21 protein-coding genes are annotated in these 23,446 nt (G+C 58.9%); 14 read left to right on the top strand and 7 right to left on the bottom strand.

Annotated features, from left to right (window positions below; translation table 11 throughout):
• Positions 1–94: 94 nt before the first annotated feature.
• The 4 genes from ACR0KG_RS17530 to ureG are packed head-to-tail and all read left to right on the top strand — an operon-like array spanning position 95 to position 2,081.
• Complete coding sequence (locus ACR0KG_RS17530; RefSeq protein ID WP_480544241.1) at positions 95–319, top strand: DUF1127 domain-containing protein; 225 nt, start codon at positions 95–97, stop codon at positions 317–319.
• A gap of 28 nt (positions 320–347) precedes the next feature.
• Positions 348–800: an urease accessory protein UreE gene (locus tag ACR0KG_RS17525; protein ID WP_480827985.1), complete on the top strand. Its 453-nt coding sequence runs from the start codon at positions 348–350 to the stop codon at positions 798–800.
• The gene (locus ACR0KG_RS17520; RefSeq protein ID WP_480827984.1) at positions 784–1,437 is read left to right on the top strand and encodes an urease accessory protein UreF; all 654 of its coding nucleotides are present in this window, start codon (positions 784–786) and stop codon (positions 1,435–1,437) included. The genes ACR0KG_RS17525 and ACR0KG_RS17520 overlap by 17 nt, the downstream gene beginning before the upstream one ends.
• Positions 1,434–2,081, top strand: a complete 648-nt coding sequence (gene ureG / locus ACR0KG_RS17515; RefSeq protein ID WP_480827983.1) for an urease accessory protein UreG — start codon at positions 1,434–1,436, stop codon at positions 2,079–2,081. The genes ACR0KG_RS17520 and ureG overlap by 4 nt, the downstream gene beginning before the upstream one ends.
• A gap of 143 nt (positions 2,082–2,224) precedes the next feature.
• On the opposite strand, the gene ACR0KG_RS17510 is transcribed toward ureG, so the two are convergent.
• On the bottom strand, positions 2,225–4,507 hold the full coding sequence (locus tag ACR0KG_RS17510; RefSeq protein WP_480827982.1) for an adenosylcobalamin-dependent ribonucleoside-diphosphate reductase: 2,283 nt from the start codon (positions 4,505–4,507) through the stop codon (positions 2,225–2,227).
• A 113-nt stretch (positions 4,508–4,620) separates the two neighbouring features.
• Between ACR0KG_RS17510 and ACR0KG_RS17505 the strand changes: the two genes are divergently transcribed.
• The gene (locus ACR0KG_RS17505; protein WP_480544245.1) at positions 4,621–5,052 is read left to right on the top strand and encodes a DUF1489 family protein; all 432 of its coding nucleotides are present in this window, start codon (positions 4,621–4,623) and stop codon (positions 5,050–5,052) included.
• Here the strand turns inward: ACR0KG_RS17505 and hisG are convergent, their stop codons facing one another.
• From hisG to hisS, 3 genes are read right to left on the bottom strand one after another with little or no spacing between them, the layout of a single operon-like run.
• Positions 5,053–5,742 (bottom strand): ATP phosphoribosyltransferase, encoded by a 690-nt coding sequence (gene hisG, locus ACR0KG_RS17500; protein ID WP_480548748.1) that lies wholly within the window; start codon positions 5,740–5,742, stop codon positions 5,053–5,055.
• Positions 5,739–6,827 carry an ATP phosphoribosyltransferase regulatory subunit gene (locus ACR0KG_RS17495; protein ID WP_480827981.1) on the bottom strand — a complete coding sequence of 363 codons (1,089 nt, stop codon included), beginning with the start codon at positions 6,825–6,827 and terminating at the stop codon, positions 5,739–5,741. The genes hisG and ACR0KG_RS17495 overlap by 4 nt, the downstream gene beginning before the upstream one ends.
• A gap of 3 nt (positions 6,828–6,830) precedes the next feature.
• Complete coding sequence (gene hisS / locus ACR0KG_RS17490; RefSeq protein ID WP_480827980.1) at positions 6,831–8,318, bottom strand: histidine--tRNA ligase; 1,488 nt, start codon at positions 8,316–8,318, stop codon at positions 6,831–6,833.
• A gap of 125 nt (positions 8,319–8,443) precedes the next feature.
• Between hisS and ACR0KG_RS17485 the strand changes: the two genes are divergently transcribed.
• Both ACR0KG_RS17485 and ACR0KG_RS17480 read left to right on the top strand, forming a co-directional pair.
• Positions 8,444–8,638 (top strand): SlyX family protein, encoded by a 195-nt coding sequence (locus tag ACR0KG_RS17485; RefSeq protein ID WP_170536130.1) that lies wholly within the window; start codon positions 8,444–8,446, stop codon positions 8,636–8,638.
• 77 nt (positions 8,639–8,715) lie between these two features.
• A complete protein-coding gene (locus tag ACR0KG_RS17480; protein ID WP_480827979.1) occupies positions 8,716–9,474 on the top strand; it encodes an SDR family NAD(P)-dependent oxidoreductase in 759 nt (252 codons plus the stop codon).
• Positions 9,475–9,490: 16 nt separating this feature from the next.
• Here ACR0KG_RS17480 and ACR0KG_RS17475 read toward each other — a convergent pair whose 3' ends face one another.
• From ACR0KG_RS17475 to dnaE, 3 genes are all read right to left on the bottom strand, one after another.
• The gene (locus tag ACR0KG_RS17475) at positions 9,491–9,859 is read right to left on the bottom strand and encodes a hypothetical protein (protein WP_480544250.1); all 369 of its coding nucleotides are present in this window, start codon (positions 9,857–9,859) and stop codon (positions 9,491–9,493) included.
• A gap of 5 nt (positions 9,860–9,864) precedes the next feature.
• Complete coding sequence (locus ACR0KG_RS17470; RefSeq protein WP_480548738.1) at positions 9,865–10,080, bottom strand: YMGG-like glycine zipper-containing protein; 216 nt, start codon at positions 10,078–10,080, stop codon at positions 9,865–9,867.
• 83 nt (positions 10,081–10,163) lie between these two features.
• On the bottom strand, positions 10,164–13,664 hold the full coding sequence (gene dnaE, locus ACR0KG_RS17465) for a DNA polymerase III subunit alpha (RefSeq protein ID WP_480548736.1): 3,501 nt from the start codon (positions 13,662–13,664) through the stop codon (positions 10,164–10,166).
• 343 nt (positions 13,665–14,007) lie between these two features.
• Here dnaE and xdhA point away from each other — a divergent pair, with 343 nt between their 5' ends.
• The 7 genes from xdhA (at position 14,008) to ACR0KG_RS17430 (ending at position 23,388) form a co-directional block, all read left to right on the top strand.
• Complete coding sequence (gene xdhA, locus ACR0KG_RS17460; protein WP_480548734.1) at positions 14,008–15,369, top strand: xanthine dehydrogenase small subunit; 1,362 nt, start codon at positions 14,008–14,010, stop codon at positions 15,367–15,369.
• Positions 15,366–17,768, top strand: a complete 2,403-nt coding sequence (gene xdhB / locus ACR0KG_RS17455) for a xanthine dehydrogenase molybdopterin binding subunit (protein WP_480827978.1) — start codon at positions 15,366–15,368, stop codon at positions 17,766–17,768. The genes xdhA and xdhB overlap by 4 nt, the downstream gene beginning before the upstream one ends.
• The gene (xdhC, locus tag ACR0KG_RS17450) at positions 17,768–18,703 is read left to right on the top strand and encodes a xanthine dehydrogenase accessory protein XdhC (RefSeq protein ID WP_480827977.1); all 936 of its coding nucleotides are present in this window, start codon (positions 17,768–17,770) and stop codon (positions 18,701–18,703) included. Before xdhB ends, xdhC begins: the two co-directional genes overlap by 1 nt.
• Positions 18,700–20,217, top strand: coding sequence for an ABC transporter ATP-binding protein (locus tag ACR0KG_RS17445; RefSeq protein ID WP_480827976.1), 1,518 nt, complete (start codon positions 18,700–18,702; stop codon positions 20,215–20,217). The genes xdhC and ACR0KG_RS17445 overlap by 4 nt, the downstream gene beginning before the upstream one ends.
• A gap of 63 nt (positions 20,218–20,280) precedes the next feature.
• On the top strand, positions 20,281–21,363 hold the full coding sequence (locus ACR0KG_RS17440; protein ID WP_170536120.1) for an ABC transporter permease: 1,083 nt from the start codon (positions 20,281–20,283) through the stop codon (positions 21,361–21,363).
• Positions 21,363–22,283 carry an ABC transporter permease gene (locus tag ACR0KG_RS17435; RefSeq protein WP_480827975.1) on the top strand — a complete coding sequence of 307 codons (921 nt, stop codon included), beginning with the start codon at positions 21,363–21,365 and terminating at the stop codon, positions 22,281–22,283. The genes ACR0KG_RS17440 and ACR0KG_RS17435 overlap by 1 nt, the downstream gene beginning before the upstream one ends.
• Positions 22,284–22,314: 31 nt before the next feature.
• The gene (locus ACR0KG_RS17430) at positions 22,315–23,388 is read left to right on the top strand and encodes a BMP family ABC transporter substrate-binding protein (protein WP_480548724.1); all 1,074 of its coding nucleotides are present in this window, start codon (positions 22,315–22,317) and stop codon (positions 23,386–23,388) included.
• Positions 23,389–23,446: the final 58 nt, after the last annotated feature.

The following is a 23,446-nucleotide window of genomic DNA, read 5'->3' as shown; positions in this document are numbered from 1 at the left end:
GCCATGACAAAAGGCCCTCTACTCACCGAGGACGAAATGACCAAGTATGAAAACCAAGGGAGGACCAACTTAGACCAGTTTACTGGAGGTCCTGATGGCACATTCAACAACCAACCCACGCACTGGCTTTTCGATTGCTGGCTTCTTCCGCTCTGTCGGCGAGGCATTTTACAACGGGATGATAGCCTTGGCCGAAGCGCGATCACGCTCGAAGCAAATCGAGTTTCTACAATCGCTCAGCGACGAAGCTTTGAAAAAGCGCGGCATCTCTCGCGACCAGATCGTGTATCACGTCTTTTCGGACTCCGTCTGGCGCTGAACACCGCAACTGCAGATGGGGCGTTTCTATGACCGCCCTGTTCTGCACTGCCCACCGATATTCGGATCATCTTCACGGTGATCCCAATGATGAACTGTCGCTGACATATGACGACAGGTTCTTGCGCCGTAAAATGCTGACCTGCGAAAGCGGTATGCAAGTTCTGGTGGATCTGGCACAGACCACCTCTCTGAACCATGGCGGCGCGCTGGTTCTGGACGATGGTCGCCAAGTGAAAATACAGGCGGCACCCGAAGCCCTGCTGGAGGTTACAGCCCCGGACCTGGCGCGCATTGCATGGCATATTGGCAATCGCCATACACCCTGTCAGATCGAAGCCGAACGTCTGCTGATCCAGATCGATCACGTTATCCGCGACATGTTGCTAAAAATCGGCGCAACGGTGCGAGAAGTGCGAGAACCCTTTACCCCCGAAGGTGGGGCCTATGGTCATGGCAGGACACATGGCCACGCCCACTGACGCCGATATCCTGACGCTGACCCAATGGCTATCCCCTGCCTATCCAGTAGGCGGCTTTGCCTATTCGCATGGATTGGAGGCTGCCATCGACGCTGGCACCGTTGCATCTGCGCAGGATGCCAAGGCCTGGATTTGGGATGTGCTGGAACATGGGTCTGGTTGGAACGATGCCTTGTTCCTTTTTGCGGCCTACAACGCGCAAGACGTCGACGCGTTGGATGATATCGATTCGATGGCCCGGGCCTTTTGCGCATCGTCCGAACGGGTCATGGAAACCGATCTGCTAGGTCAGTCGTTCGGGCAAGTAACAGGGGACGTGTGGGCAGTAGAGCTTACCCGACTCTCCTACCCTGTCGCGGTTGGACGCGCCGCACATTTGCAGGGTCTGCCGATCCTGCTAACGGCCAAAATGTTTCTGCAGGCTTTCGCCAGCAATCTGGTCGCTTGCGCGACGCGGCTGGTGCCTCTGGGTCAGACGGATGCGCAAAGGCTGATCCGCGACCTGACACCACTTTGTGAACAGATCGCCCAGAATGCATACTTGGCTGGCTTGGACCAGCTGACCTCAACCGCGTTTCTGTCGGACATCGCGTCGATGACACATGAAACCCAATATTCAAGGATGTTTCGCACATGACACAGATGAACGGCCCTTTGCGCGTCGGGATCGGCGGCCCTGTTGGCGCTGGCAAGACCACTTTGACCGCCGCCCTATCCGAAGCGCTGCGTGATGTCTGTTCAATCGGCGTCATCACCAATGACATCTACACTCAGGAAGATGCCGAAGCGCTCATGCGCATGCAGGTCTTGCCACAGGATCGGATCATCGGTGTTGAAACAGGCGGTTGTCCGCACACGGCGATCCGCGAGGATGCCTCGATCAATCTGGCGGCCGTCGCCGAAATGCGAACGCGTCATCCTGATCTCGACGTGGTTTTGATCGAAAGCGGTGGCGACAATCTTTCAGCCACCTTCAGCCCGGAGCTTGCAGATCTGACCATTTATGTCATCGACGTTGCCGCTGGCGAGGAGATCCCCCGCAAAGGTGGCCCCGCGATTACAAAGTCCGACATCTTGGTGATCAATAAAACCGACCTTGCACCTCATGTTGGCGCGTCGCTGGACGTAATGGAGCGGGATGCCAACAGAATGCGCAACGGGCGACCCTTTTTATTCTCATCACTTCGTCACAGGCAAGGCGTGGACGCAATAGTCGATCATTTGGTCAAGATCGGCGGACTGAGGACAACTGAATCGCAAGATATCTCGCTGCCTGCTTGAGAAGAACTAGCCCCTGCGAGAAATTCAAACAGCTTTTGAAGAACGCTGCCGCCGTTTCTGATAACCACCCGCTAAGACAGTCTTATTGGGCCGCTTAGCTCATGTCGCGTGACACGTCGCTCGATGGTTGGCTTCTGCACAGCCTATCCGCATTTGGAGTGCCCGCAACTTCTGCAGGTCATGCACCCCTCAATCATCACCATGTCAAACTGCCCGCAAGAAGGGCAGGCCTTACCGCGTGGGGCATCCATGTTGACAACCTGCGCCTGAGGGTCGGATTTCAGCCCCATCCCCTCGCCTTCCAGAAAGCCGATATTGACCATATGCTGTTCGATGACACCGCCAATAGCGGCCAATATCGAAGGGATATACTTGCCTTTCACCCAGGCCCCGCCACGCGGATCGAAGACGGCCTTTAGCTCCTCCACAACGAATGACACATCCCCGCCTCGGCGGAACACGGCCGAGATCATTCGAGTCAGGGCAAGGGTCCAGGCGTAGTGCTCCATATTCTTCGAGTTGATGAACACCTCAAACGGCCGGCGGCGGCCTGCGATTACGATGTCGTTGATCGTCAGATAGATCGCGTGTTCGCTGTCCGGCCATTTCAGCTTGTAGGTCGACCCTTCCAGAGATTGCGGGCGGTCCAGTGGCTCGGACATGTAAATCACATCGCCGCCATCCACCTCATGCGGCGCGCTGGCGCTTTCACCCGGTGCAGTGTCTTCGCTCTCGGAAACGGTAAGAACCGAGCCAGTCACATCGTTGGGTCGATAGGTGGTGCAGCCTTTGCAACCCTGATCCCAGGCCTGCATGTAGACGTCCTTAAAGGCGTCAAAGCTGATATCTTCCGGGCAGTTGATCGTCTTGGAAATTGAACTGTCGATCCATTTCTGCGCCGCCGCCTGCATTTTCACATGATCAGACGGCGACAGAGTCTGCGCGTTGACGAAGTAATCCGGCAGTTTGGTATCACCAAACTTGTCGCGCCACATCTGGACGGCATAGTCCACCACTTCTTCCTCGGTGCGTGAGCCATCTTTCTGCAGCACCTTGCGGGTGTAGGCATAGGCAAAGACCGGTTCGATCCCTGACGACACGTTGCCAGCGTAAAGAGAAATCGTCCCCGTCGGCGCGATCGAGGTCAGCAGCGCGTTTCGGATACCGTGTTCGCGGATCGCATCCCGCACATCTGCGTCCATCTGCAGCATCGTGCCACTGGACAGATACTTCTCGGCATCGAACAGGGGGAAGGCCCCTTTTTCCTTTGCCAAATCCACTGACGCCAGATACGCGGCGCGGGCGATCGCGTGCAACCAGCGTTCGGTCTGACGCGCCGCCTCGTCCGAGCCATAGCGCAGGCCCAGCATCAACAGTGCATCGGCCAGCCCGGTGACGCCCAATCCGATGCGGCGTTTATCCTGCGCTTCAGCCTCTTGCTCGACCAATGGAAACTTCGATGCGTCCACCACGTTGTCCATCATGCGGACAGCGGTGGCGACCAACTCTTGCAGGGCCGCTTCATCCAGATGCGCCGCCCCCTCAAACGGCTCCGCCACCAATCGGGCCAAATTGATCGAACCCAACAGGCACGCACCATAGGGTGGCAGTGGCTGTTCACCACAGGGGTTGGTTGCCGCTATGGTTTCGACATAGCTGAGGTTATTGGCCTGATTGATCCGGTCGATGAAGATCACACCGGGCTCGGCATAGTCGTATGTGGCTTGCATGATCTTGTTCCACAGATCACGCGCCTGCACGGTATGATAGACCTTGCCATCGAATACCAGCTCCCACGGGCCATCGGTCTTGACGGCTTCCATGAAGGGATCAGTCACCAGCACGGACATGTTGAACATGCGCAAGCGCGCGGGGTCAGATTTGGCGGTGATGAACTGCTCAATATCCGGATGATCGCACCGCATGGTGGCCATCATCGCCCCACGGCGCGAGCCTGCAGACATGATGGTCCGGCACATAGCATCCCAGACATCCATGAATGACAGCGGGCCAGAGGCATCCGCAGCCACCCCATGCACATCCGCACCGCGCGGACGAATGGTCGAGAAATCATAGCCGATCCCGCCACCCTGCTGCATGGTCAAGGCCGCCTCCCGAAGCATGTCGAAGATACCGCCCATGCTGTCCGGGATCGTGCCCATGACGAAGCAGTTGAACAGGGTTACCTGACGTGCAGTGCCTGCGCCTGCGGTGATGCGACCGGCGGGCAGATATTTGAAATCCTCCAGTGCTTCATAGAACTTGCCTTCCCACTGCGCCGGGTTTTTTTCCACCCAGGCCAAATCGCGGGCGATGCGCCGCCAGCTGTCTTCGACCGTCTGATCGATGGGCGTGCCATCCGCTTGTTTAAAGCGGTATTTCATATCCCAGATTTGCTCGGCGATGGGGGCGGCAAAGCGGCTCATTGGTGATTCCCTATCTGAAAGAGGTATTCAGAGTACCATCCACAACACCTTGATGACAATCGTACATGAGCTACAATGGCTTGATAGTCGATGGACGACTCTGTGGGCAAGCTGTGGATAAATACGTTAACCTCATCAAACTTTCGGTCGGGTCGGAGAGTGTCGACACGTTGATCGCGTGGCAGGACAGCCGAAAACCGCTGTACGAGGATGGCTGCCCGCGCCATGTCACCCGAATGTGGCCCAAGCGCGAAGCCGAGATTTTGAATGGCGGATCAATCTACTGGGTCATCAAGGGTGTCGTTCAGTGCCGCCAACGTATCCTTCGGCTGGATGAAGTGCGCGGCGAGGATGGTATCCGGCGCTGCGCCATTGTGCTGGACCCCGAGCTACATCGCACCCAAAACGCCCTGAAACGTCCGTTTCAGGGGTGGCGTTATCTCAAACCGGAAGACACACCCGCCGACCTACCCAAAAACCGCGCGCAGGAGGACGCCCTGCCCGACGATCTGAACCGCGCGCTGGCTGAAATCGGCGTTCTGTAGTTACTGCAGCCGCTCCAGCAATTCGCTCAGAACCGCTTTGTCGGCCGCATCAAGCTTGGCCACCCGGCTGCGCCACAACGTCGCCTGCGATTGCAAGATCAGACCATCCGACAGAACTTTGAGGTGGTTGGCCCGCAGTGTTTCTCCGGTGGAGGTTATATCGGCGATTGCTTCAGCGGTTTCGTTCATCACCGTGCCTTCGGTCGCGCCCTGACTATCGACCAGAGTGTAATCCGCGACGCCCGCATCGGTCAGAAACTCGCGCACCAACCGGTGGAACTTGGTGGCAATCCGCAGCCGGTGGCCATGCACCTTGCGGAATGCGGCGGCTGCCGCGTCCAGATCGTCTAGCGTATCCACATCGACCCAGCAGGCAGGCGTCGCAATGATCAGGTCGGCCCGACCAAAGCCCAGCGCTGAAACCTCGACAACCTGCTGTTCCCAACGCGGCAGCTTTTCTTGCACCAGATCGTTGCCGGTCACGCCCAGATGAATACGGCCCGAAGCCAGTTCGCGCGGGATTTCACCGGCAGAGAGCAGGATCAGCGAAACCCCTTCGATGCCGCTTACCGTACCGGCATATTCCCGATCCGATCCACTGCGCGACAGGGTAATGCCGCGCTTTTCGAACCACGAGAATGTCTTGTCCATCAACCGGCCCTTCGAGGGCACGCCCAGCTTCACACTCATTGCGCGGCCTCCTCGATGTCCAGCATCAGGTCGGGTCGGATCACGCCACCAATTGCGGGGATTTCAGACCCGCCACCCAATTGCCGTGTCAGCGCATCATAGCGCCCGCCCGTGGCAATCGGTGGCAAATCAGGGCGGCCTTCGGCGTAGAAACCAAAGACAAACCCATCGTAGTACTCCATCGAAGTCCGGCCATAGGACGCCTCGAAATCCAGCCGTTCGACATCCACGCCGCGCGCCTGCAGGGCTGCAATCCGCACCTCAAGTCGGTCCAGCGCCGGGGTGATCTGCGGCAGATCGACCGCCACATCCCGCAGCTGTTCCAGCGCGAAGGGCATCGTCTCGCGTACATTCAACAAGGTCTCCAGCCCGACCAACTCATTGTCAGAAATGGGCGGGGTATCGCGATCCTCGCGCAGCGCTTCGATCCGTTCGGCAATCTCAGGCGCTCGGCGCTTTCCGATCATCGGAAAATCAAACGAAAGCGGGTCAGCCGAATCCAGCAGAGCATCGCGCCCCTCAGACCCAGACTTGCGACGCGCGTATCGATCCAGCAGAGTGCGGAACCGACGCGGCCGCCACAGATGGCGCATCAACGCAGCCTTTCGCCGATCAGTTGTGCGCAGCCCTTCGACAGCGGCAATCAGTATCCCGATATCCCCGGTGGCAGCCCGCAAAGGCAACCCGCGCAATTGCAAAGCGATAAGCGAGAACACCTCGGCATCCGCCCCGGCCGGATCGTTGCGGTCAAACACCTCATAGCCGACCTGAATATATTCATTGGATCGATCCGGATCGTGTTCCTGCCTGCGAAACACTTCACCCGAATAGGTATACCGCGCAGGTTCAGCGCCGTCGCGCATGTGCATTTGCACCACCGGCAAGGTAAAGTCCGGGCGCAACATCTGTTCGCCCCGCAGCGCATCCGAAGTGATGTAAGCGCGTCCGCGAATATCCTCACCGTAAAGGTCCAGCAGCGTGTCTGCCGGTTGCAACAGAGGCGTATCCACCACCTGAGCGCCCGCAGCCTCAAAACGGACACGCATCATCGCGGCGCGGGCCTGTATCTGGGAACGGTTGGGCATGGTTCAGTCCTGACTGTCCAGAATTTCACGCACTTTGGCGACCAGACCCCCACGCGGCACTTCGAACTGGCTGGGCCGTTCCTTCCATTCCTCAAGCGTAGCGCTTTCGGCAATCTTGGCGCCCAGGATCAGGTCCTTGATCTGAACGATCCCGTTGGCTTTTTCATCGCCACCTTCGATCACTGCTATCGGAGAATTCCGCTTGTCCGCATATTTCAACTGGTTGCCGAAATTCTTTGGGTTGCCCAGATAAACTTCAGCCCGGATACCCGCATTGCGCAGTTCGGCCACCATCGCCTGATAATCAGCCATGCGATCACGGTCCATGACTGTGACGACCACCGGACCAGTGGCTTGTGCGCTCAGGCGACCTTTTTCGCGCAGGGCGGCCAGCAGGCGATCAACGCCGATGGAGATGCCGGTCGCAGGCACTTCCTGCCCGGTGAATCGCTTGACCAGATCGTCATAGCGCCCTCCGCCAGCAACAGACCCGAATTGGCGCTTGCGGCCTTTCTCGTCAAAAATCTCGAAGGTCAGTTCAGCTTCGTAGACCGGACCTGTGTAATAGCCGAGACCGCGTACGACCGAAGGATCGATCACGATGCGATCACGTCCGTAGCCACCTGCATCCAGCAGCGCACCAATCTGTTCCAGTTCGGCAATACCGTCTGCACCGATCTTGCTGTCGCCTACAGCGGCGCGCAAGTTGGCCAGCGTACCGGATGTATCTTCAGCTTTGGACGTCAGGAAGGCAATGACCGGCTCAGCCTGATCTTCGCTGAGACCTACACCATCAATAAACGCACCAGAGGCATCCAGTCGCCCTTTGGTCAGCAGCTCGCGGACGCCGGCCTCCCCCACCTTGTCGAACTTGTCGATGGTGCGCAGGACATTGTCGCGGGCGGCAGCATCTTCGCCCAATCCCATCGCCTCCAGCACACCGTTCAGAACTTTGCGATTGTTCACGCGCACCAGATAGTCTCCGCGCGGGATGCCGACCTCTTCTAACGTATCCGACAGCATCGCACAGATCTCGGCATCTGCCGCCATCGAGGCCGTGCCAACCGTATCCGCGTCGCACTGATAAAACTGACGATAGCGCCCCGGTCCCGGCTTTTCATTGCGCCAAACCGGACCCATCGCATAGCGGCGATAAGGCGTCGGCAGGTCGTTACGGTGCTGCGCATAGACGCGGGCCAAAGGCGCGGTCAGGTCGTAGCGCAACGCCATCCAATCTCCGTTGCCGCCCTCGTCAAACTCCTGCCACGCGAAGACGCCTTCGTTCGGACGGTCCACGTCGGGCAGGAACTTGCCCAGCGCCTCAACCGTCTCAACCGCGCTGCTTTCCAAGGCGTCGAACCCGTAACGATGGTACACGCCCGCAATCGTCCGCAGCATCTCGGTGCGCTGCGTGACTTCCTCGCCGAAATAGTCACGGAACCCTTTTGGCGTTACGGCCTTGGGGCGGGGCTGTTTCTTGGGCTTGGCCATGTGGGGCGTCCTTGGGGCATAGTGTTCCGCGCGCGGTCTATCTCATGGCCCGCATCGGGGCAAGGCGGGGTTTCGCTGGCATTGGGTCTTGCGGAGGGCTATGACCAACCAAGAAGGAGACCACAATGCAGCATCTGGAAGAACAGATCGCCCATCTGTCGCGCACGGTTGAGGAGTTGAATACGGTTGTCACCCGGCAGCAAAGCGAGATCGACCGCCTGACAAGACGGGTTGAGATGCTGTTACAGCGCGAGGCGGAACGAGCACAGGAAGGCTCGGGTGGGGTCGTGTTCGGAGATGAGCGGCCCCCGCATTATTGACCCTTGATTGAGCGTCAAACAGTGCGCTTGCCCACATCCCAATGAACCCGCCGCGCTTCACTGACAGGAGAGACCCCATGGCACAGAAACTCGCGTTGGTAACGGGTGCCGCACGTGGCATCGGTCTGGCAACCACCAAACTGTTTCTGGCGGACGGGTGGAATGTTGCGATGATCGACCGGGACGCAGAAACATTGGCTCTGGCAGCACGCGATCTTGAGGGCGCAATGCCCATTGTTGCCGATATTTCGGACCCCGATCAGGTCGACGATATGATACAAACCGTCATGGCGGAATTCGGTCGAATAGACGCCGTGGTGAATAATGCCGGGGTTGCGGATTTCGGACCGATCGAACAACACGGCTTTGAGATGTGGCGCCGGGTTATGGAAACAAATCTGGACGGGGTCTTTTTGGTGTCTCAGGCCGCGATACCCGCACTGAAAGAAAGTCGCGGCGCAATTGTCAACATCGCGTCAATCTCGGGCCTGCGCGCAAGCACTCTGCGCGTTGCTTACGGAACGTCAAAGGCCGGTGTCATCCATCTGACCAAACAGCAAGCCGCTGAATTGGGCGAATATGGCATTCGCGCCAACTGCGTCTGTCCCGGTCCGGTCCGCACCAAGCTTGCCATGGCCGTTCACACGCCCGAAATCATCGCTGCCTATCATGACGCCATACCACTGAACCGCTACGGCTCGGAAGACGAGATCGCGCACGTGATCTTTTTCCTATGCTCAGACAGAGCCAGCTATGTGACAGGTCAAGTGATTGCATCAGATGGTGGCTTCGACAGTACAGGCGTCGGCTTGCCTGCCTTACGAGCGACCGACTGAACGGCCGGCCCCAAGTTTACAACCCCAACGTCGTTTTTACCGCATTGTCGACCACACCGCCGAGCAAAGCATCCTTATCCTCGGCACATCCTTCTCTCAAAGCAGCAATGAACGTCTCTCGCAGCTGGGCTTTGTCCTCATCCGAACCGGCGTGATCATTGATATCGATCTGACGGTTATAGATCGACAGAGCTGTCATCTTTTCGACGATCCCATAGATAATCGTCTCATCGCCATCCGCCTCTTCCACCACAGTGGCGCAGGTGTGATACATCAGAGGCAGCGCATCCTGCACCATCTGTTCCGCGGCTTCGTCGGCAAGGGTCATAGACGGCAAAGACAAGCAAAAGCTGGCCAACACGTACTTTGATAGGTTCAAACGCATAGCTCTCATTTCCAGTTATGCCCGATGAAGGCCCCGGCCACGCCACCAATCGCCGCGCCCTTGCCATCACCCAGCAACGCGCCAACGCCCGCGCCGATCAAGGCGCCTTCGATGGTGTTCTTTTTCTTCTTCTTATCATCCGCCACTGCCGTCGAAGCCAGCGCCAGCGACGCCACAACTGCCAGTGCAAGTGATCGAATCATCAGGCCTGAAACCGCCATGAGGATGCCCTCCTGTATAACTTCAAAATCAATCTGCAATTCAGCCTAGCGGGGCGGGTCTTCTCTGGCAACAAAAGCCGAGGTCAGAATTCCTCGACTGACATCACGCCTTCCAGGGATTTGATCGCGCCTTTGATCTGTGGATTGATCGGGAAAACCTGCCCCAGGTCCATTTCAACTTCGCCCGGCAGGCCGGGATCCAGAAGGCACAGTTGAATTGGCCCCTTCGTGGCCCCTTTGGCTGCGCTTGCTGCATCCTCAAGCACTTTGGCAACAGTGGGCAACACCTGAGGCTGATCCACGAAGATACGCAACCCGGTTGCACCAGCATCGGCCACGACAGAGTCGACTGGCCCAACAGACCTGCCCAGCAGCTTCAACTGATCGGCCTCCATCGTCGCTTCGGCTGTCAGCACCACTTGCGCCCCGGTTTCCAGAAACTCGCGGCATTTTTCCAGCGTGTCGGAGAAAAGCGTGATCTCATAGGCCCCGGTCGGGTCAGACAATTGAGCAAAAGCAAAGCGATTGCCGCGCGCAGATTTCCGTTCCTGCCGCCCGGCAACAACACCCGCCATTTTGGCGATCAACGGCCCCGAGCGCGCTTTTTCCATCACCTCATCCAAGGTTAGTACCTGCTTGCGTTTCAATGCTGGCATGTAGTCATCCAGCGGATGGCCCGAGAGGTAGAAGCCAATCGCCTTGAATTCTTCACTCAAGCGTTCCGCAGGCAACCAATCGGGCGTGGGTGACAAGCGCGGTTCGGGCAGATCATCTCCCGCCTCACCAAACAGCGAAACCTGGTTCGAGTTCTTCTGTTCGTGGATCGCCGCAGAATACTGCACCAACGGATCCAGGCTTTCGAACACGCGGCGGCGGTTTTTATCAAGCTCATCGAAGGCCCCGGCGCGCGCCAGCATTTCAAGCGGGCGTTTGCCAACCCGTTTCAAATCGACCCGGCGGGCAAAATCAAACAGGTTCACGAACGGTTTCTCGCCCCGTCCTTCGACCACCAGGTTCATCGCCTCCACGCCCACGTTTTTTAGCGCGCCCAGCGCATAAACCAGATGCCCATCCACAACATCGAAGGTCGCCTGAGACCGGTTCACGCAGGGCGGCACATAAGGCAGTTCCAACCCCTTGCGGACCTCTTCGAAATAGACGGCCAGTTTATCGGTCAGATGGATATCGCAGTTCATGACACCGGCCATGAACTCAACCGGATGGTTCGCCTTCAGCCAGCCAGTCTGATAGCTGACCACCGCATAGGCGGCGGCGTGGGATTTGTTGAAGCCATAGTTGGCAAACTTGTCCAGCAGATTCCATACCTCGGTCGCCTTGGCCTCATCCACGTCATTCTCGGCTGCACCTTTAAGGAATTTGGGCCGCTCGGCATCCATCGCTTCTTGGATTTTCTTACCCATCGCGCGCCGCAACAAGTCCGCGCCGCCAAGGCTGTAGCCCGCCATTTCCTGCGCGATCTGCATCACCTGTTCCTGGTAGACGATGATGCCTTGGGTTTCGTCCAGGATATGATCAATCGACGGGTGCAGCGTGTCCCGTTCACTGAGTTTGTTCTTGACCTCACAGAACTTGGGGATGTTCTCCATCGGGCCAGGGCGATACAGCGCGACAAGGGCGATGATGTCCTCGATACAGTCCGGTTTCATCCGCTTCAGCGCGTCCATCATGCCCGAGGATTCCACCTGGAACACCGCCACCGTCTTGGCTGCGGAGTAGAGCTTGTACGTCGCCTCATCATCCAGCGGGATCGCGTTGATCTGATTCACGGCTCCTTCCGCCGGCTCGTACAATTCCGTGCCATCCGGCGCGATGTGCAAATCCCGCCCGGATTTGAAGATCAAATCCATCGCGTTCTGGATCACGGTCAGCGTTTTCAAACCCAGAAAGTCAAACTTCACCAGCCCGGCCTGTTCCACCCATTTCATGTTGAATTGGGTGGCCGGCATATCCGAGCGCGGATCCTGATAAAGCGGCACCAGCGCGTCCAAAGACCGATCTCCGATCACGACCCCCGCAGCGTGGGTCGAGGCGTTGCGCAAAAGCCCTTCGACCTGCTGGCCGTAATTCAGCAGGCGGTCCACGACCTCCTCGCTGCGCGCCTCTTCGCGCAGGCGGGGTTCGTCTTTCAGCGCCTTTTCGATCGAGACGGGTTTGACCCCTTCAACCGGGATCATCTTGGACAGGCGGTCCACCTGCCCGTAGGGCATCTGCAGCACCCGCCCGATATCGCGCACAGCGGCCTTGGACAGCAGCGCACCAAAAGTGATGATCTGCCCCACCTTGTCGCGGCCGTATTTCTGCTGCACATAGCGGATCACCTCTTCGCGCCGGTCCATGCAGAAATCGATATCAAAGTCCGGCATCGAGACCCGCTCGGGGTTCAAGAACCGCTCGAACAGCAGTGAATAGCGCAGCGGGTCAAGGTCGGTGATCGTCAGCGCGTAGGCCACCAGCGACCCCGCACCCGAGCCCCGCCCCGGCCCCACCGGAATGTCCTGGTCCTTCGCCCACTGGATGAAATCAGCAACGATCAAAAAGTAGCCCGGAAAACCCATGCCTTCGATGATGTCCAGCTCGAAATCCAGCCGTTTCTGATATTCCTCAGGCGTCACCGCATGGGGGATCACAGCCAGACGTTTCTGCAAGCCTTCGTTGGCGATACGACGCAGCTCGGCGACCTCGTCATCGGCAAATCTCGGCAGGATCGGATCGCGGCGATAGGCCATGAAGGCGCAGCGCTTTGCGATCTCGACCGTGTTCTCGATGGCCTCAGGCAGATCGGCGAACAGGGTCGTCATTTCTTGCTGCGACTTGAAATAATGCTGCGCTGTCAGGCGACGGCGGCCTTCCTGCTGATCAACATAGGCGCCTTCCGCGATACAGATCAGTGCGTCATGTGCCTCATACATGTCCGAGGTCGGGAAGTAGACATCGTTGGTGGCAACAAGTGGTAGGTTGTTGGCATAGGCCATTTCCACATGGCCACGTTCGGTCAGGCGTTCGGCCTCGGGCTGGCCATCCTCGCCGGGATGGCGCTGCAATTCGACATACAAGCGGTCCGGGAACATCCCCGCCAACCGGTCCACCAGCGCCTCGGCCGCAGGGCGCTGCCCCTGTTGCAGCAGCATACCCACCGGCCCTTCAGGGCCACCGGTCAAGCAGATCAGGCCGTCAGACCGCTCTGCCAACTCATCCAACGTCACCTGTGGCAACTGCCCGCCCTTGTCCACGTATAGACAAGAACTGAGCTTCATCAGGTTCTCATACCCCGCTTCGGACTGCGCCAGCAGCACCAGCGGTGCAGGCGCCTTGGGCTTTTCGCCTGGCTGCGCCTGAAGATAGGTCAGATCGACCTGACAGCCCATGATCGGCTGTATCCCGGCCCCGCTGGCCGAGACCGAGAACTCCAAAGCCGAGAACATGCTGTTTGTGTCGGTGACGGCGACCGCGGGCATCTCCATTTTCTCGCACAAAGCGGGCAGCTTTTTCAGCCGCACCGCCCCTTCCAGCAGAGAATATTCGGTGTGAACGCGGAGATGAATGAATCGAGGGGTACTGCTCATACCCACTACGCTATCGCAGCCAGCAGTCGCACAAAAGCGGGAACCGACGCTTTGGGATGCCTAAAAAATCAGCGCGGATTATTCGGCTTTTTCAGAAGGTGCTTCGGGGATGGCGACAAGTTAAGCGCAGAAAACGGTTTAATATCAACGGTCTGAACACTGCTGAGCACCGATGTTTTCACACTGTTCGGCTGCAATGGTACATTATATAGGCAGTTTTTCTTGCCAGATAAGCCACGCTGTTTCTAACATCACACGGCAAGCTACTCGCCCGCCACTCTTTCTACGTCGCATCGAAGGAGGGCCGAAAGGGCGCAACCGGGTAAGGCGACGGGTTTCTCGAATGAATATCACGTTTCTTCTGAACGGAGAGACAGTGGAATTGGCGGATGTCGATCCGACAGCCACCCTGCTGGACTGGCTGCGCGAAGATCGCGGCCTGACCGGCACCAAGGAAGGCTGCAACGAAGGCGACTGCGGCGCCTGCACCGTCATGCTGACGGATGCGGATGGCCACAGGGCGCTCAATTCCTGCATTCTGTTCCTGCCCCAGTTGCACGGCAAAGCGGTCCGCACCGTCGAAGGGGCCAGCGGCCCAAACGGCGAGACGCACCCGGTGCAAAAGGCCATGGTCGACCTGCATGGCTCGCAATGCGGTTTCTGTACGCCGGGCTTTGTGATGTCCATGGTCACAAGTCACGCCACCGGCGCCACGGACCACGACACGCAACTGGCAGGAAACCTCTGCCGCTGCACCGGCTATGCGCCAATTATCCGCGCAGCGAAGGCAGCCGAGGAGCAGCCTGTACCGGTCTGGGTCAAAGACAAACCCGTAGCTACGCCAGCCGCGTCGCCGATGCTGCCCGCATCGTCCGACGAACTGGCGGCTGTCTATGCCGAGAACCCTGATGCCACTCTGGTTGCAGGCGCTACCGATGTTGGCCTTTGGGTCACCAAGCAGTTGCGTGATCTGGATCCAGTGATCTTTCTCAATCGTTGTGACGACCTGAAGAGAATCTCCATCACCGAGAGCGAAATCCGTTTCGGAGCTATGGTCGACATGAACCGCATGGGCGAAGCGCTGGCGGACCTGCACCCCTCGTATGCCGAGATGATCCGGCGCTATGCCAGCGTTCAGGTGCGCCACGCGGCGACCGTCGGCGGCAATATCGCCAACGGCTCGCCCATCGGGGACAACCCGCCCGCCCTGATCGCCTTGGGCGCGACCCTGCATTTACGCAAGGGCAGCGAACGGCGCTCGATCCCGCTAGAGGATTTCTTCATCGACTACGGCAAGCAAGACCGCTCCGCTGGCGAGTTCGTCGAGGCCGTAAGCTTCCCGCGTCAGCCCGACAGGCTCAAGGCATACAAACTTAGCAAACGGTTCGATCAAGATATCTCGGCCGTGTGCGGCTGTTTCAATATCACCGTTACGGACGGCACCGTAACGCAGGCACGTATTGCCTTTGGTGGCATGGCAGGAACTCCGAAACGGGCAACCCATGTCGAGGCCGCACTGATCGGCAAACCCTGGTCGCGCGCGGTGATTGACGCCGCGCTGCCCAGCTTTGCGGACGATTATTCACCACTCACGGACATGCGCGCCTCGGCCACCTATCGTCTGGAGACCGCCAAAGCGATGCTGGAACGGTATTTCCTGGAAGATCAGGGCGAAGTGACCGACGTGCTGAAGGTGACGGCATGAGCGTGACCAAACCCCTCCCCCACGACGCGGCCCCTCTGCATGTGGCCGGTGTTGCACGCTATGTGGATGACATCCCAACACCCAAGGGCACGCTACATCTGGCGTTCGGACTCAGCCCAATTGCCAAAGGTACGATCAGCGCGATGGACCTGTCGGCGGTGAAAGCTGCTGATGGCGTGGTGCAGGTGATGACGGCCGAGGATCTGCCCTTCGCCAACGATGTCTCTCCCTCAATCCATGATGAACCGCTGCTGTCGGACGGTACGGTTCACTACATCGGTCAGCCCGTGTTTCTGGTTGTCGCCACCAGCCATCTCGTCGCCCGCAAGGCCGCGCGGTTGGGCAAGATCGACTATACCGAAGACACCCCGATCCTGACCATCGAAGACGCTCTGGCCGCCGACAGCCGCTTCGAAGATGGCCCCCGCATATACTCCAAGGGCGACGCTGACGCCGCGATCGCTAGCGCGCCCCATATAATCGAAGGAAGCTTCGAGCTTGGCGGGCAGGAGCATTTCTACCTCGAAGGTCAGGCGGCCCTGGCCGTGCCCAATGAAGGCGCGGATATGCTGGTCCACAGTTCCACCCAGCACCCGACCGAGATTCAGCACAAAGTAGCCGATGCGCTGGGCGTTCCCATGCACGCGGTCCGGGTCGAGACCCGCCGGATGGGCGGAGGGTTCGGCGGCAAGGAAAGTCAGGGCAACGCTTTGGCCGTGGCTTGTGCTATCGCCGCGCGCGCAACCGGCAAGGCTTGCAAGATGCGCTATGATCGTGATGACGACATGATCATCACCGGCAAACGCCACGCGTTCCGCATTTCCTACAAAGCCGGATTTGATGAGAACGGCCACATTCAGGGCGTCTCGTTCCTGCACCACGCGATTTGCGGTTGGGCGCAGGACCTGTCTCTGCCTGTCGCAGACCGTGCGATGCTGCATTCGGACAACGCCTATCTGCTGCCCAATGCACGGATCGAGAGCCACAGGCTGAAAACCAACACCCAATCCGCCACCGCCTATCGCGGGTTCGGTGGTCCTCAGGGCATGGTCGGAATCGAACGCGTCATGGATCACGCCGCGCATGAATTAGGCCTGGACCCGGTCGAACTGCGCCGTCGAAACTACTACGAACCCGCTCACAAGGTTGCTGAGGCTGCACCGGCGAAGAAACCCTTGGGGCACCCCGACCCGCATGAAGACCTGACCAGCCGGGGCGCAGTTGAGATGGGCGACGCGCCCGTGCGCCCTCTGCCTGCAGGCGGCAACACCACGCCCTACGGCATGGAGGTCAGCGATTTCGAACTGCACGGCATGACCGAAGCTCTGCTGAAATCCAGCAACTACGCTGCGCGTAAAGCCGCCGTCGATAAGTGGAATGCCGAGAATAGCGTAGTCAAAAAGGGCATCGCCTTTTCCCCCGTCAAGTTCGGGATTTCCTTCACGCTGACCCACCTCAATCAAGCAGGTGCGTTGGTGCATGTGTATCAGGACGGCTCGGTCCACCTGAACCACGGCGGCACCGAGATGGGGCAAGGCCTGTTCCAGAAGGTTGCACAGGTCGCGGCGTCGCGCTTTGGCATTCCGCTGGAGATGGTCAAAATCACCGCAACCGACACGGCCAAAGTGCCCAATACCTCGGCCACGGCGGCGTCTTCAGGCAGTGATCTGAACGGCATGGCGGTCAAAGCGGCCTGCGACACGATCCGCGACCGGATGGCCGACTATCTGGCCGAGCGTCATCAGGCGGACCCGTCGACTGTTACTTTCTCGGACGGTCACGTCTCGGTCGGTGCGGAACGCTATACCTTCTCTGAGGCCGCCGCTTTGGCCTATCAGGGTCGCATCAGCCTGTCGGCAACCGGTTTCTACAAAACACCCAAGATCGAATGGGACCGGATCGCAGGCCGGGGCCGTCCGTTCTTTTACTTCGCCTATGGCGCATCCGTCACCGAGGTGGCCATCGACACCCTAACCGGCGAAAACCGCATTCTGCGCACCGATATCCTGCATGATGCAGGCGCGTCGCTGAACCCGGCGCTCGATATCGGACAGGTCGAAGGCGGCTATGTGCAAGGTGCAGGCTGGCTGACGACCGAGGAACTGGTTTGGGATGGCAAGGGCAACCTGCGCACACACGCGCCCTCGACCTACAAAATCCCCGCCTGTTCGGACCGGCCTGATATCTTCAACGTCGCGCTTTGGGATGGCGAGAACCGCGAGGATACGATCTATCGCTCGAAAGCGGTGGGTGAGCCGCCCTTCATGCTGGGCATATCGGCATGGTTGGCCCTGTCGAATGCGGTCGCAGCTTGTGGCGACAGCTATCCGGCGTTGGATGCACCCACCACGGCTGAGGAAGTCTGGCGCGGCGTCCAGCGGATGAAGGGAGGCATCTGATGGGCTTTGACCTGGAGGCTTTGAGGGAGGCGGTTAAAACCCACGGTAAGGTGACTCGGGTCGTCATCGCGGCGATCAAGGGCTCGTCCCCACGCGAGGTTGGCGCCGCGATGTTGGTCTGGCCGGGTGGCCAGAGCGGAACGATCGGCGGCGGCACTTTGGAGTTTCAGGCTGCCGAAGCAGCACTGGTCCAATCCCTCCCTGCCCGTCTGACCCATCACGCGCTTGGCCCCGAAATGGGCCAATGCTGCGGCGGTGCAGTTTCACTGTTCTGCGAGGTCTTTGATATAAAGACGGTTGAAGCACTCGACGACACGATCATAGCGCGATCCGCATCTGAAGACGAAATGCCTCTGTCAGTGAAACGGTTGTTGGCGACTGCGCGCGGTCAGGGGATTGCCCCCGAACCGCAGCTGATCGATGGCTGGATGGTGGAACCCGTTCACAAACCCACGCGGGACCTGTGGATCTGGGGTGCTGGTCATGTAGGCCGTGCGCTGGTGGACGTTCTGTCCCCCCTGCCCGACATCGCGATCACCTGGGTCGACACAGGACCCGAGCGCTTCCCGGCCTCGGTCCCAGCAGGTGTCACCACAGTTCCAGTGGCCAAACCAGCCGAGCTGGTTCGCCATGCACCGCCCCATGCCGAGCATCTTGTGCTGACTTATTCACACAATCTGGATTTAGAGCTGTGCAACCGGCTGCTTTCGCATGATTTCCGCTTTGCAGGGCTGATCGGCTCAGCTACGAAATGGGCGCGATTCCGGTCGCGGCTGGCAGCACTTGGGCATTGGCCTGAACAGATCAGCCGGATCACCTGTCCAATCGGCGATCCCGCTCTGGGCAAACACCCGCAAATGATCGCCGTTGGCGTCGCCGCGCAGCTTCTGCGTCTGGCCCGACAGACTGAGTTGAAGAAGGACCTGAGCGCGTGACCACTCCACTCTTAAGCCTGCAAGGGCTAACCAAAGCCTATCCCGGTGTCGTGGCCAATGATCAGGTCTCGTTCGACATCGGCGAAGGCGAAGTACATGCGCTGTTGGGCGAAAACGGCGCGGGGAAATCCACGCTGGTCAAGATGATCTATGGGCTGGTGAAGCCAGACAGCGGCGCCATGATGCTGCGTGGCCAACCCTTCGCCCCAGCGGAACCCCGCGCGGCGCGGGCGGATGGGATTGCGATGGTGTTCCAGCACTTCTCGCTGTTCGATGCGCTGAACGTGGCTGAAAATATTGCGTTGGGGATGGAAAACCCTCCGCCCATGGGCGATCTGGCATCGCGTATCCGGGAGGTGTCTGAAACTTACGGCCTGCCGCTGGACCCGTACCGCACGGTCGGCGACCTGTCCGCGGGTGAGCGTCAGCGGGTCGAGATCATCCGCTGCTTGCTGCAAGACCCCAAGCTGTTGATCATGGACGAACCAACCAGCGTTTTGACCCCGCAAGAGGTTGAAATCCTGTTTGAGACGCTGAACAAATTGCGGTCTGAGGGCACCTCGATCCTTTATATATCGCATAAGCTCGAAGAGATCCGCACGCTCTGCGACCATGCCACAATCCTGCGTTTGGGCAAGAATGTGGGGGAATGCGTGCCTGCCGGGACGTCGGCCCGTGACATGGCCGAGATGATGGTGGGATCAACCTTGCAAACCCCGGAACGGTCGGGCCGCGCCTTCGGTGAAGTTGCGTTGGATGTCAGCGGTCTGTCTGTGCCTTCCCCTTCGGAATTCGGAACCGCGCTGAAGAACGTTCATATGACCGTCCGCAAAGGCGAGGTTCTGGGGATCGGCGGCGTCGCTGGGAATGGGCAGGATGAATTGCTGGGCGTGTTGTCTGGTGAAATCCAAACCGCCGCTGATGCGATCAAGTTCAACGGCCAACCGATTGGTAAGCTCGGCCCAACCGCGCGCCGCAAGCTGGGCGTACTGACCGCGCCCGAGGAACGGCTGGGTCATGCCGCCGCACCCGATATGAGCCTGACGGAAAACGCCCTGCTTACTGGATCGGTAAGGGAGGGGCTGGAAAGCAACGGCTTTCTGAAATGGGCCGATACCAAAAGCTTTGCCGAGAAAATCATCAGCGCGTTCGATGTGCGCACGCCGGGGCCCGAAAACGCCGCGCGGTCGCTGTCAGGCGGAAACCTGCAGAAATTCGTGATCGGTCGTGAGGTCCTGCAGAACCCTGATGTTCTGGTGGTGAACCAACCGACATGGGGTGTGGATGCGGCGGCGGCGGCCTCGATCCGGCAGGCCATTTTGGACCTGGCGGCCAAAGGAACTGCGGTCATATGCATCAGCCAGGATTTGGATGAGCTGATGGAAATCTCGGACAGTTTCGCGGCCCTGAATGAAGGCCGCCTGAGCGCGCCGCGCGAGACCACGGGCCTGACGGTGGATGAGATCGGCCTGATGATGGGCGGTGCGCACGGCATGGAGGTGGCCCATGTATAATCAGATACGCGCCTTCGACAAAAGACACAAAAAACAAACGAAAATGCGCAGGGGGATGGGCGGATGATTGTGTTGGAGAAACGGCCTCAGCCGTCCAAAGCGTGGTCTTATGCGACCCCTCTGGTAGCTGTCTTGGCGACGATGGTGTTTGGTGGTGTCCTGTTCGCCATTTTGGGAAAGAACCCGGTCGAAGCGATCGGCACGATCTTCTGGGAACCGCTGTTCGGTGAGTTTGCGTTCTATTACCGTCCACAACTCTTGGTGAAAGGCGCGCCTTTGGTGTTGATCGCCATCGGCCTGTCGCTGGGTTTTCGCGCCGGCATCTGGAACATCGGGGCCGAGGGGCAGTACATCATGGGGGCCATTTTCGGCGCGGGTGCAGGATTGGCTTTCTACCCGATGGAAGCGTTCTACATCTTTCCGATCATGGTACTTGCCGGGGCGTTTGGTGGCTGGCTCTGGGCGATGATCCCAGCCTTTCTGAAGGTTCGTTTCGGGACAAATGAAATCCTTGTGTCGCTGATGCTGGTCTATGTGGCCGAGCAGATGCTGGCCTCGGTCTCGCTGGGTCTGCTGAAAAACCCCGAAGGGTTCGGCTTTCCCGGTTCGCGCAACCTGCAATCCTATGACAGCGCGCATAATGCCGAGTTGATCGCAGGGTCGGGGATGCATTGGGGTGTTGTCGCGGCCTTCGTTGCGGTGATCTTCTCCTATGTGCTGCTGAACCGACATATGCTGGGGTTTCACATTCGACTTACCGGCGAAGCACCACGCGCTGCGAAATTCGCAGGGGTAAACCCGGCTCGTCTGATCCTGTTCTGCCTTGGCATGTCTGGTGCATTGGCCGGGCTGGCGGGGATGTTCGAAGTGTCTGGACCTTCTGGGCAGGTCAGCATCGATTTCAACGTCGGCTATGGCTTTACGGCGATCATCGTGGCCTTTCTGGGCCGCCTGCATCCGGTGGGTATACTGCTGGCCGGAGGTCTGATGGCACTGACATATATCGGCGGTGAGATCGCGCAATCTCAGCTGGGCCTGCCTGCCGCCGCCATTCAGGTATTCCAGGGAATGCTTTTGTTCTTCCTTCTGGCCTTCGATCTTTTGACAAACTACCGCATCCGTGCGGCCCGTAGCGAGGTGGCATAATGGACCTTGGTGAAATCAATCCCGTCCTTCTGATCGCCTCGTTGATGGTGGCAGCAACCCCGCTACTGCTGGCCGCGATCGGAGAATTGGTTGTCGAAAAGGCGGGCGTTCTGAACCTCGGCGTCGAGGGGATGATGATTGTCGGTGCGATCAGCGGCTTTGCGATCTCGGTTGAAACCGGCTCTCCGTGGTTGGGCTTTGTCGCCGCAGCGATTGGTGGTGCGTTGCTATCCCTGTTGTTTGTTTTGCTGACGCAAGTGGCGCTGGCCAACCAGGTGGCCAGCGGACTGGCGCTAACCTTGTTTGGCCTCGGCTTCAGCGCGTTGATGGGCCAAAGCTATGTGGGCATCAAGCCGCCTAGCATGGGGGATATCCATATCCCGATACTCAGCGATATCCCTGTCATTGGCCCAATCCTGTTCCAGCATGACCCGATCCTCTATGTGGGCATAGCGCTTACGGCGGCGGTCTGGGCCACGCTGAAATACACCCGCGTCGGGCTGATCCTGCGCGCAGTGGGTGAAAACCACGATGCAGCCCATGCCTTGGGCTACAAGGTCATCAAGATCCGCATTCTGGCGATCTTGTTCGGGGGCGCCTGTGCGGGCCTTGGTGGCGCCTATATCAGTCTGATCCGAGTACCACAGTGGACCGAAGGCATGACCGCCGGTGTGGGATGGATTGCCCTGGCGCTGGTGGTCTTTGCCAGTTGGAAGCCATGGCGCGCACTGCTGGGTGCCTATTTGTTTGGCGGTATCACTGTCTTGCAGCTTAATTTGCAGGCAGCGGGCGTTGCCATTCCTGTCGAGTATCTGGCAATGTCGCCCTATATCATCACGATCCTTGTGCTTGTGATCCTTTCGGCCGACAAGAGCAGCGCACCTGCCTCACTGGGCCGAGTATTCCATGCCTCACACTAGGGGCCAACTGAACCAACTTGGGGAGTAACACATGAAATTCACTACACTTCTGGCAAGCGCCGCCATGGCGCTGGGTCTGGCCTCGGGGGTCATGGCCGAAGACAAGACAAAGGTCGGCTTTGTCTATGTTGGTCCCGTGGGCGACGGTGGCTGGACCTATGAGCACAACAAGGGTCGGCTGGCGGTTGAAGAACACTTTGGCGACAAGGTCGAAACCGTGTTTGTTGAATCCGTACCCGAAGGCCCGGATTCCGAACGCGTCATGACCCAGATGGCACTGGAAGGGGCCGATCTGATTTTCACCACCTCGTTCGGCTACATGGACCCCACGATCAACGTGGCCAAGAAGTTCCCGAATGTGAAGTTCGAACATGCAACGGGCTACAAGACCGCCGACAACGTCTCGGTCTATTCGGCACGTTTCTATGAAGGTCGCGCCGTTCAGGGTCACATCGCGGGCAACATGACCAAGTCGAACATCATCGGCTATATCGGCTCCTACCCGATCCCCGAAGTGATCCGGGGCATCAACTCAGCTTACATCCACGCCAAGAAGGTGAACCCGGATGTCGAGTTCAAGATCGTCTGGGCCTACACTTGGTTCGATCCCGCTAAAGAAGCTGACGCCGCCACGGTTCTGATCGAACAGGGTGCGGACGTGATCCTGCAGCACACTGACTCGACCGCACCACAAGCTGCTGCGCAAGAGGCGGGCAATGTTGTGACCTTTGGTCAGGCCTCGGACATGAGCGAATACGCCCCGTTCCCGCGGGTCTCGTCAATCATCGATGACTGGGCGCCCTACTACATCGCGCGTACCCAAGCTGTCATGGACGGCACATGGGAAAGCGCCAACACTTGGGACGGTATCAGGGAAGGCATGGTTGCAATCGGCGAAATCTCTGACGCGGTTCCCGCCGATGTCAAAGAAGAAGCGCTGGCGCTAAAAGCAGCCATGGCTGCAGGCGAGTATCATCCCTTCACTGGTCCGATCAAAAAGCAGGATGGCAGCGACTGGCTGGCTGATGGTGAAGTGGCCGACGACGGCACTCTGGCGGGCATGAACTTCTATGTCGAAGGTCTGGAAGGCGAGATTCCGCAATAAGCCACTGGCGTAGAACCAAAATGAAAGCCCGCGCTTGGCCGCGGGCTTTTTTCATGTC

Source organism: Ruegeria sp. H4, assembly GCF_056533065.1.
The sequence above is the reverse complement of the archived record's forward strand: the minus strand, read 5'-3'. Positions and strand labels throughout refer to the sequence as shown.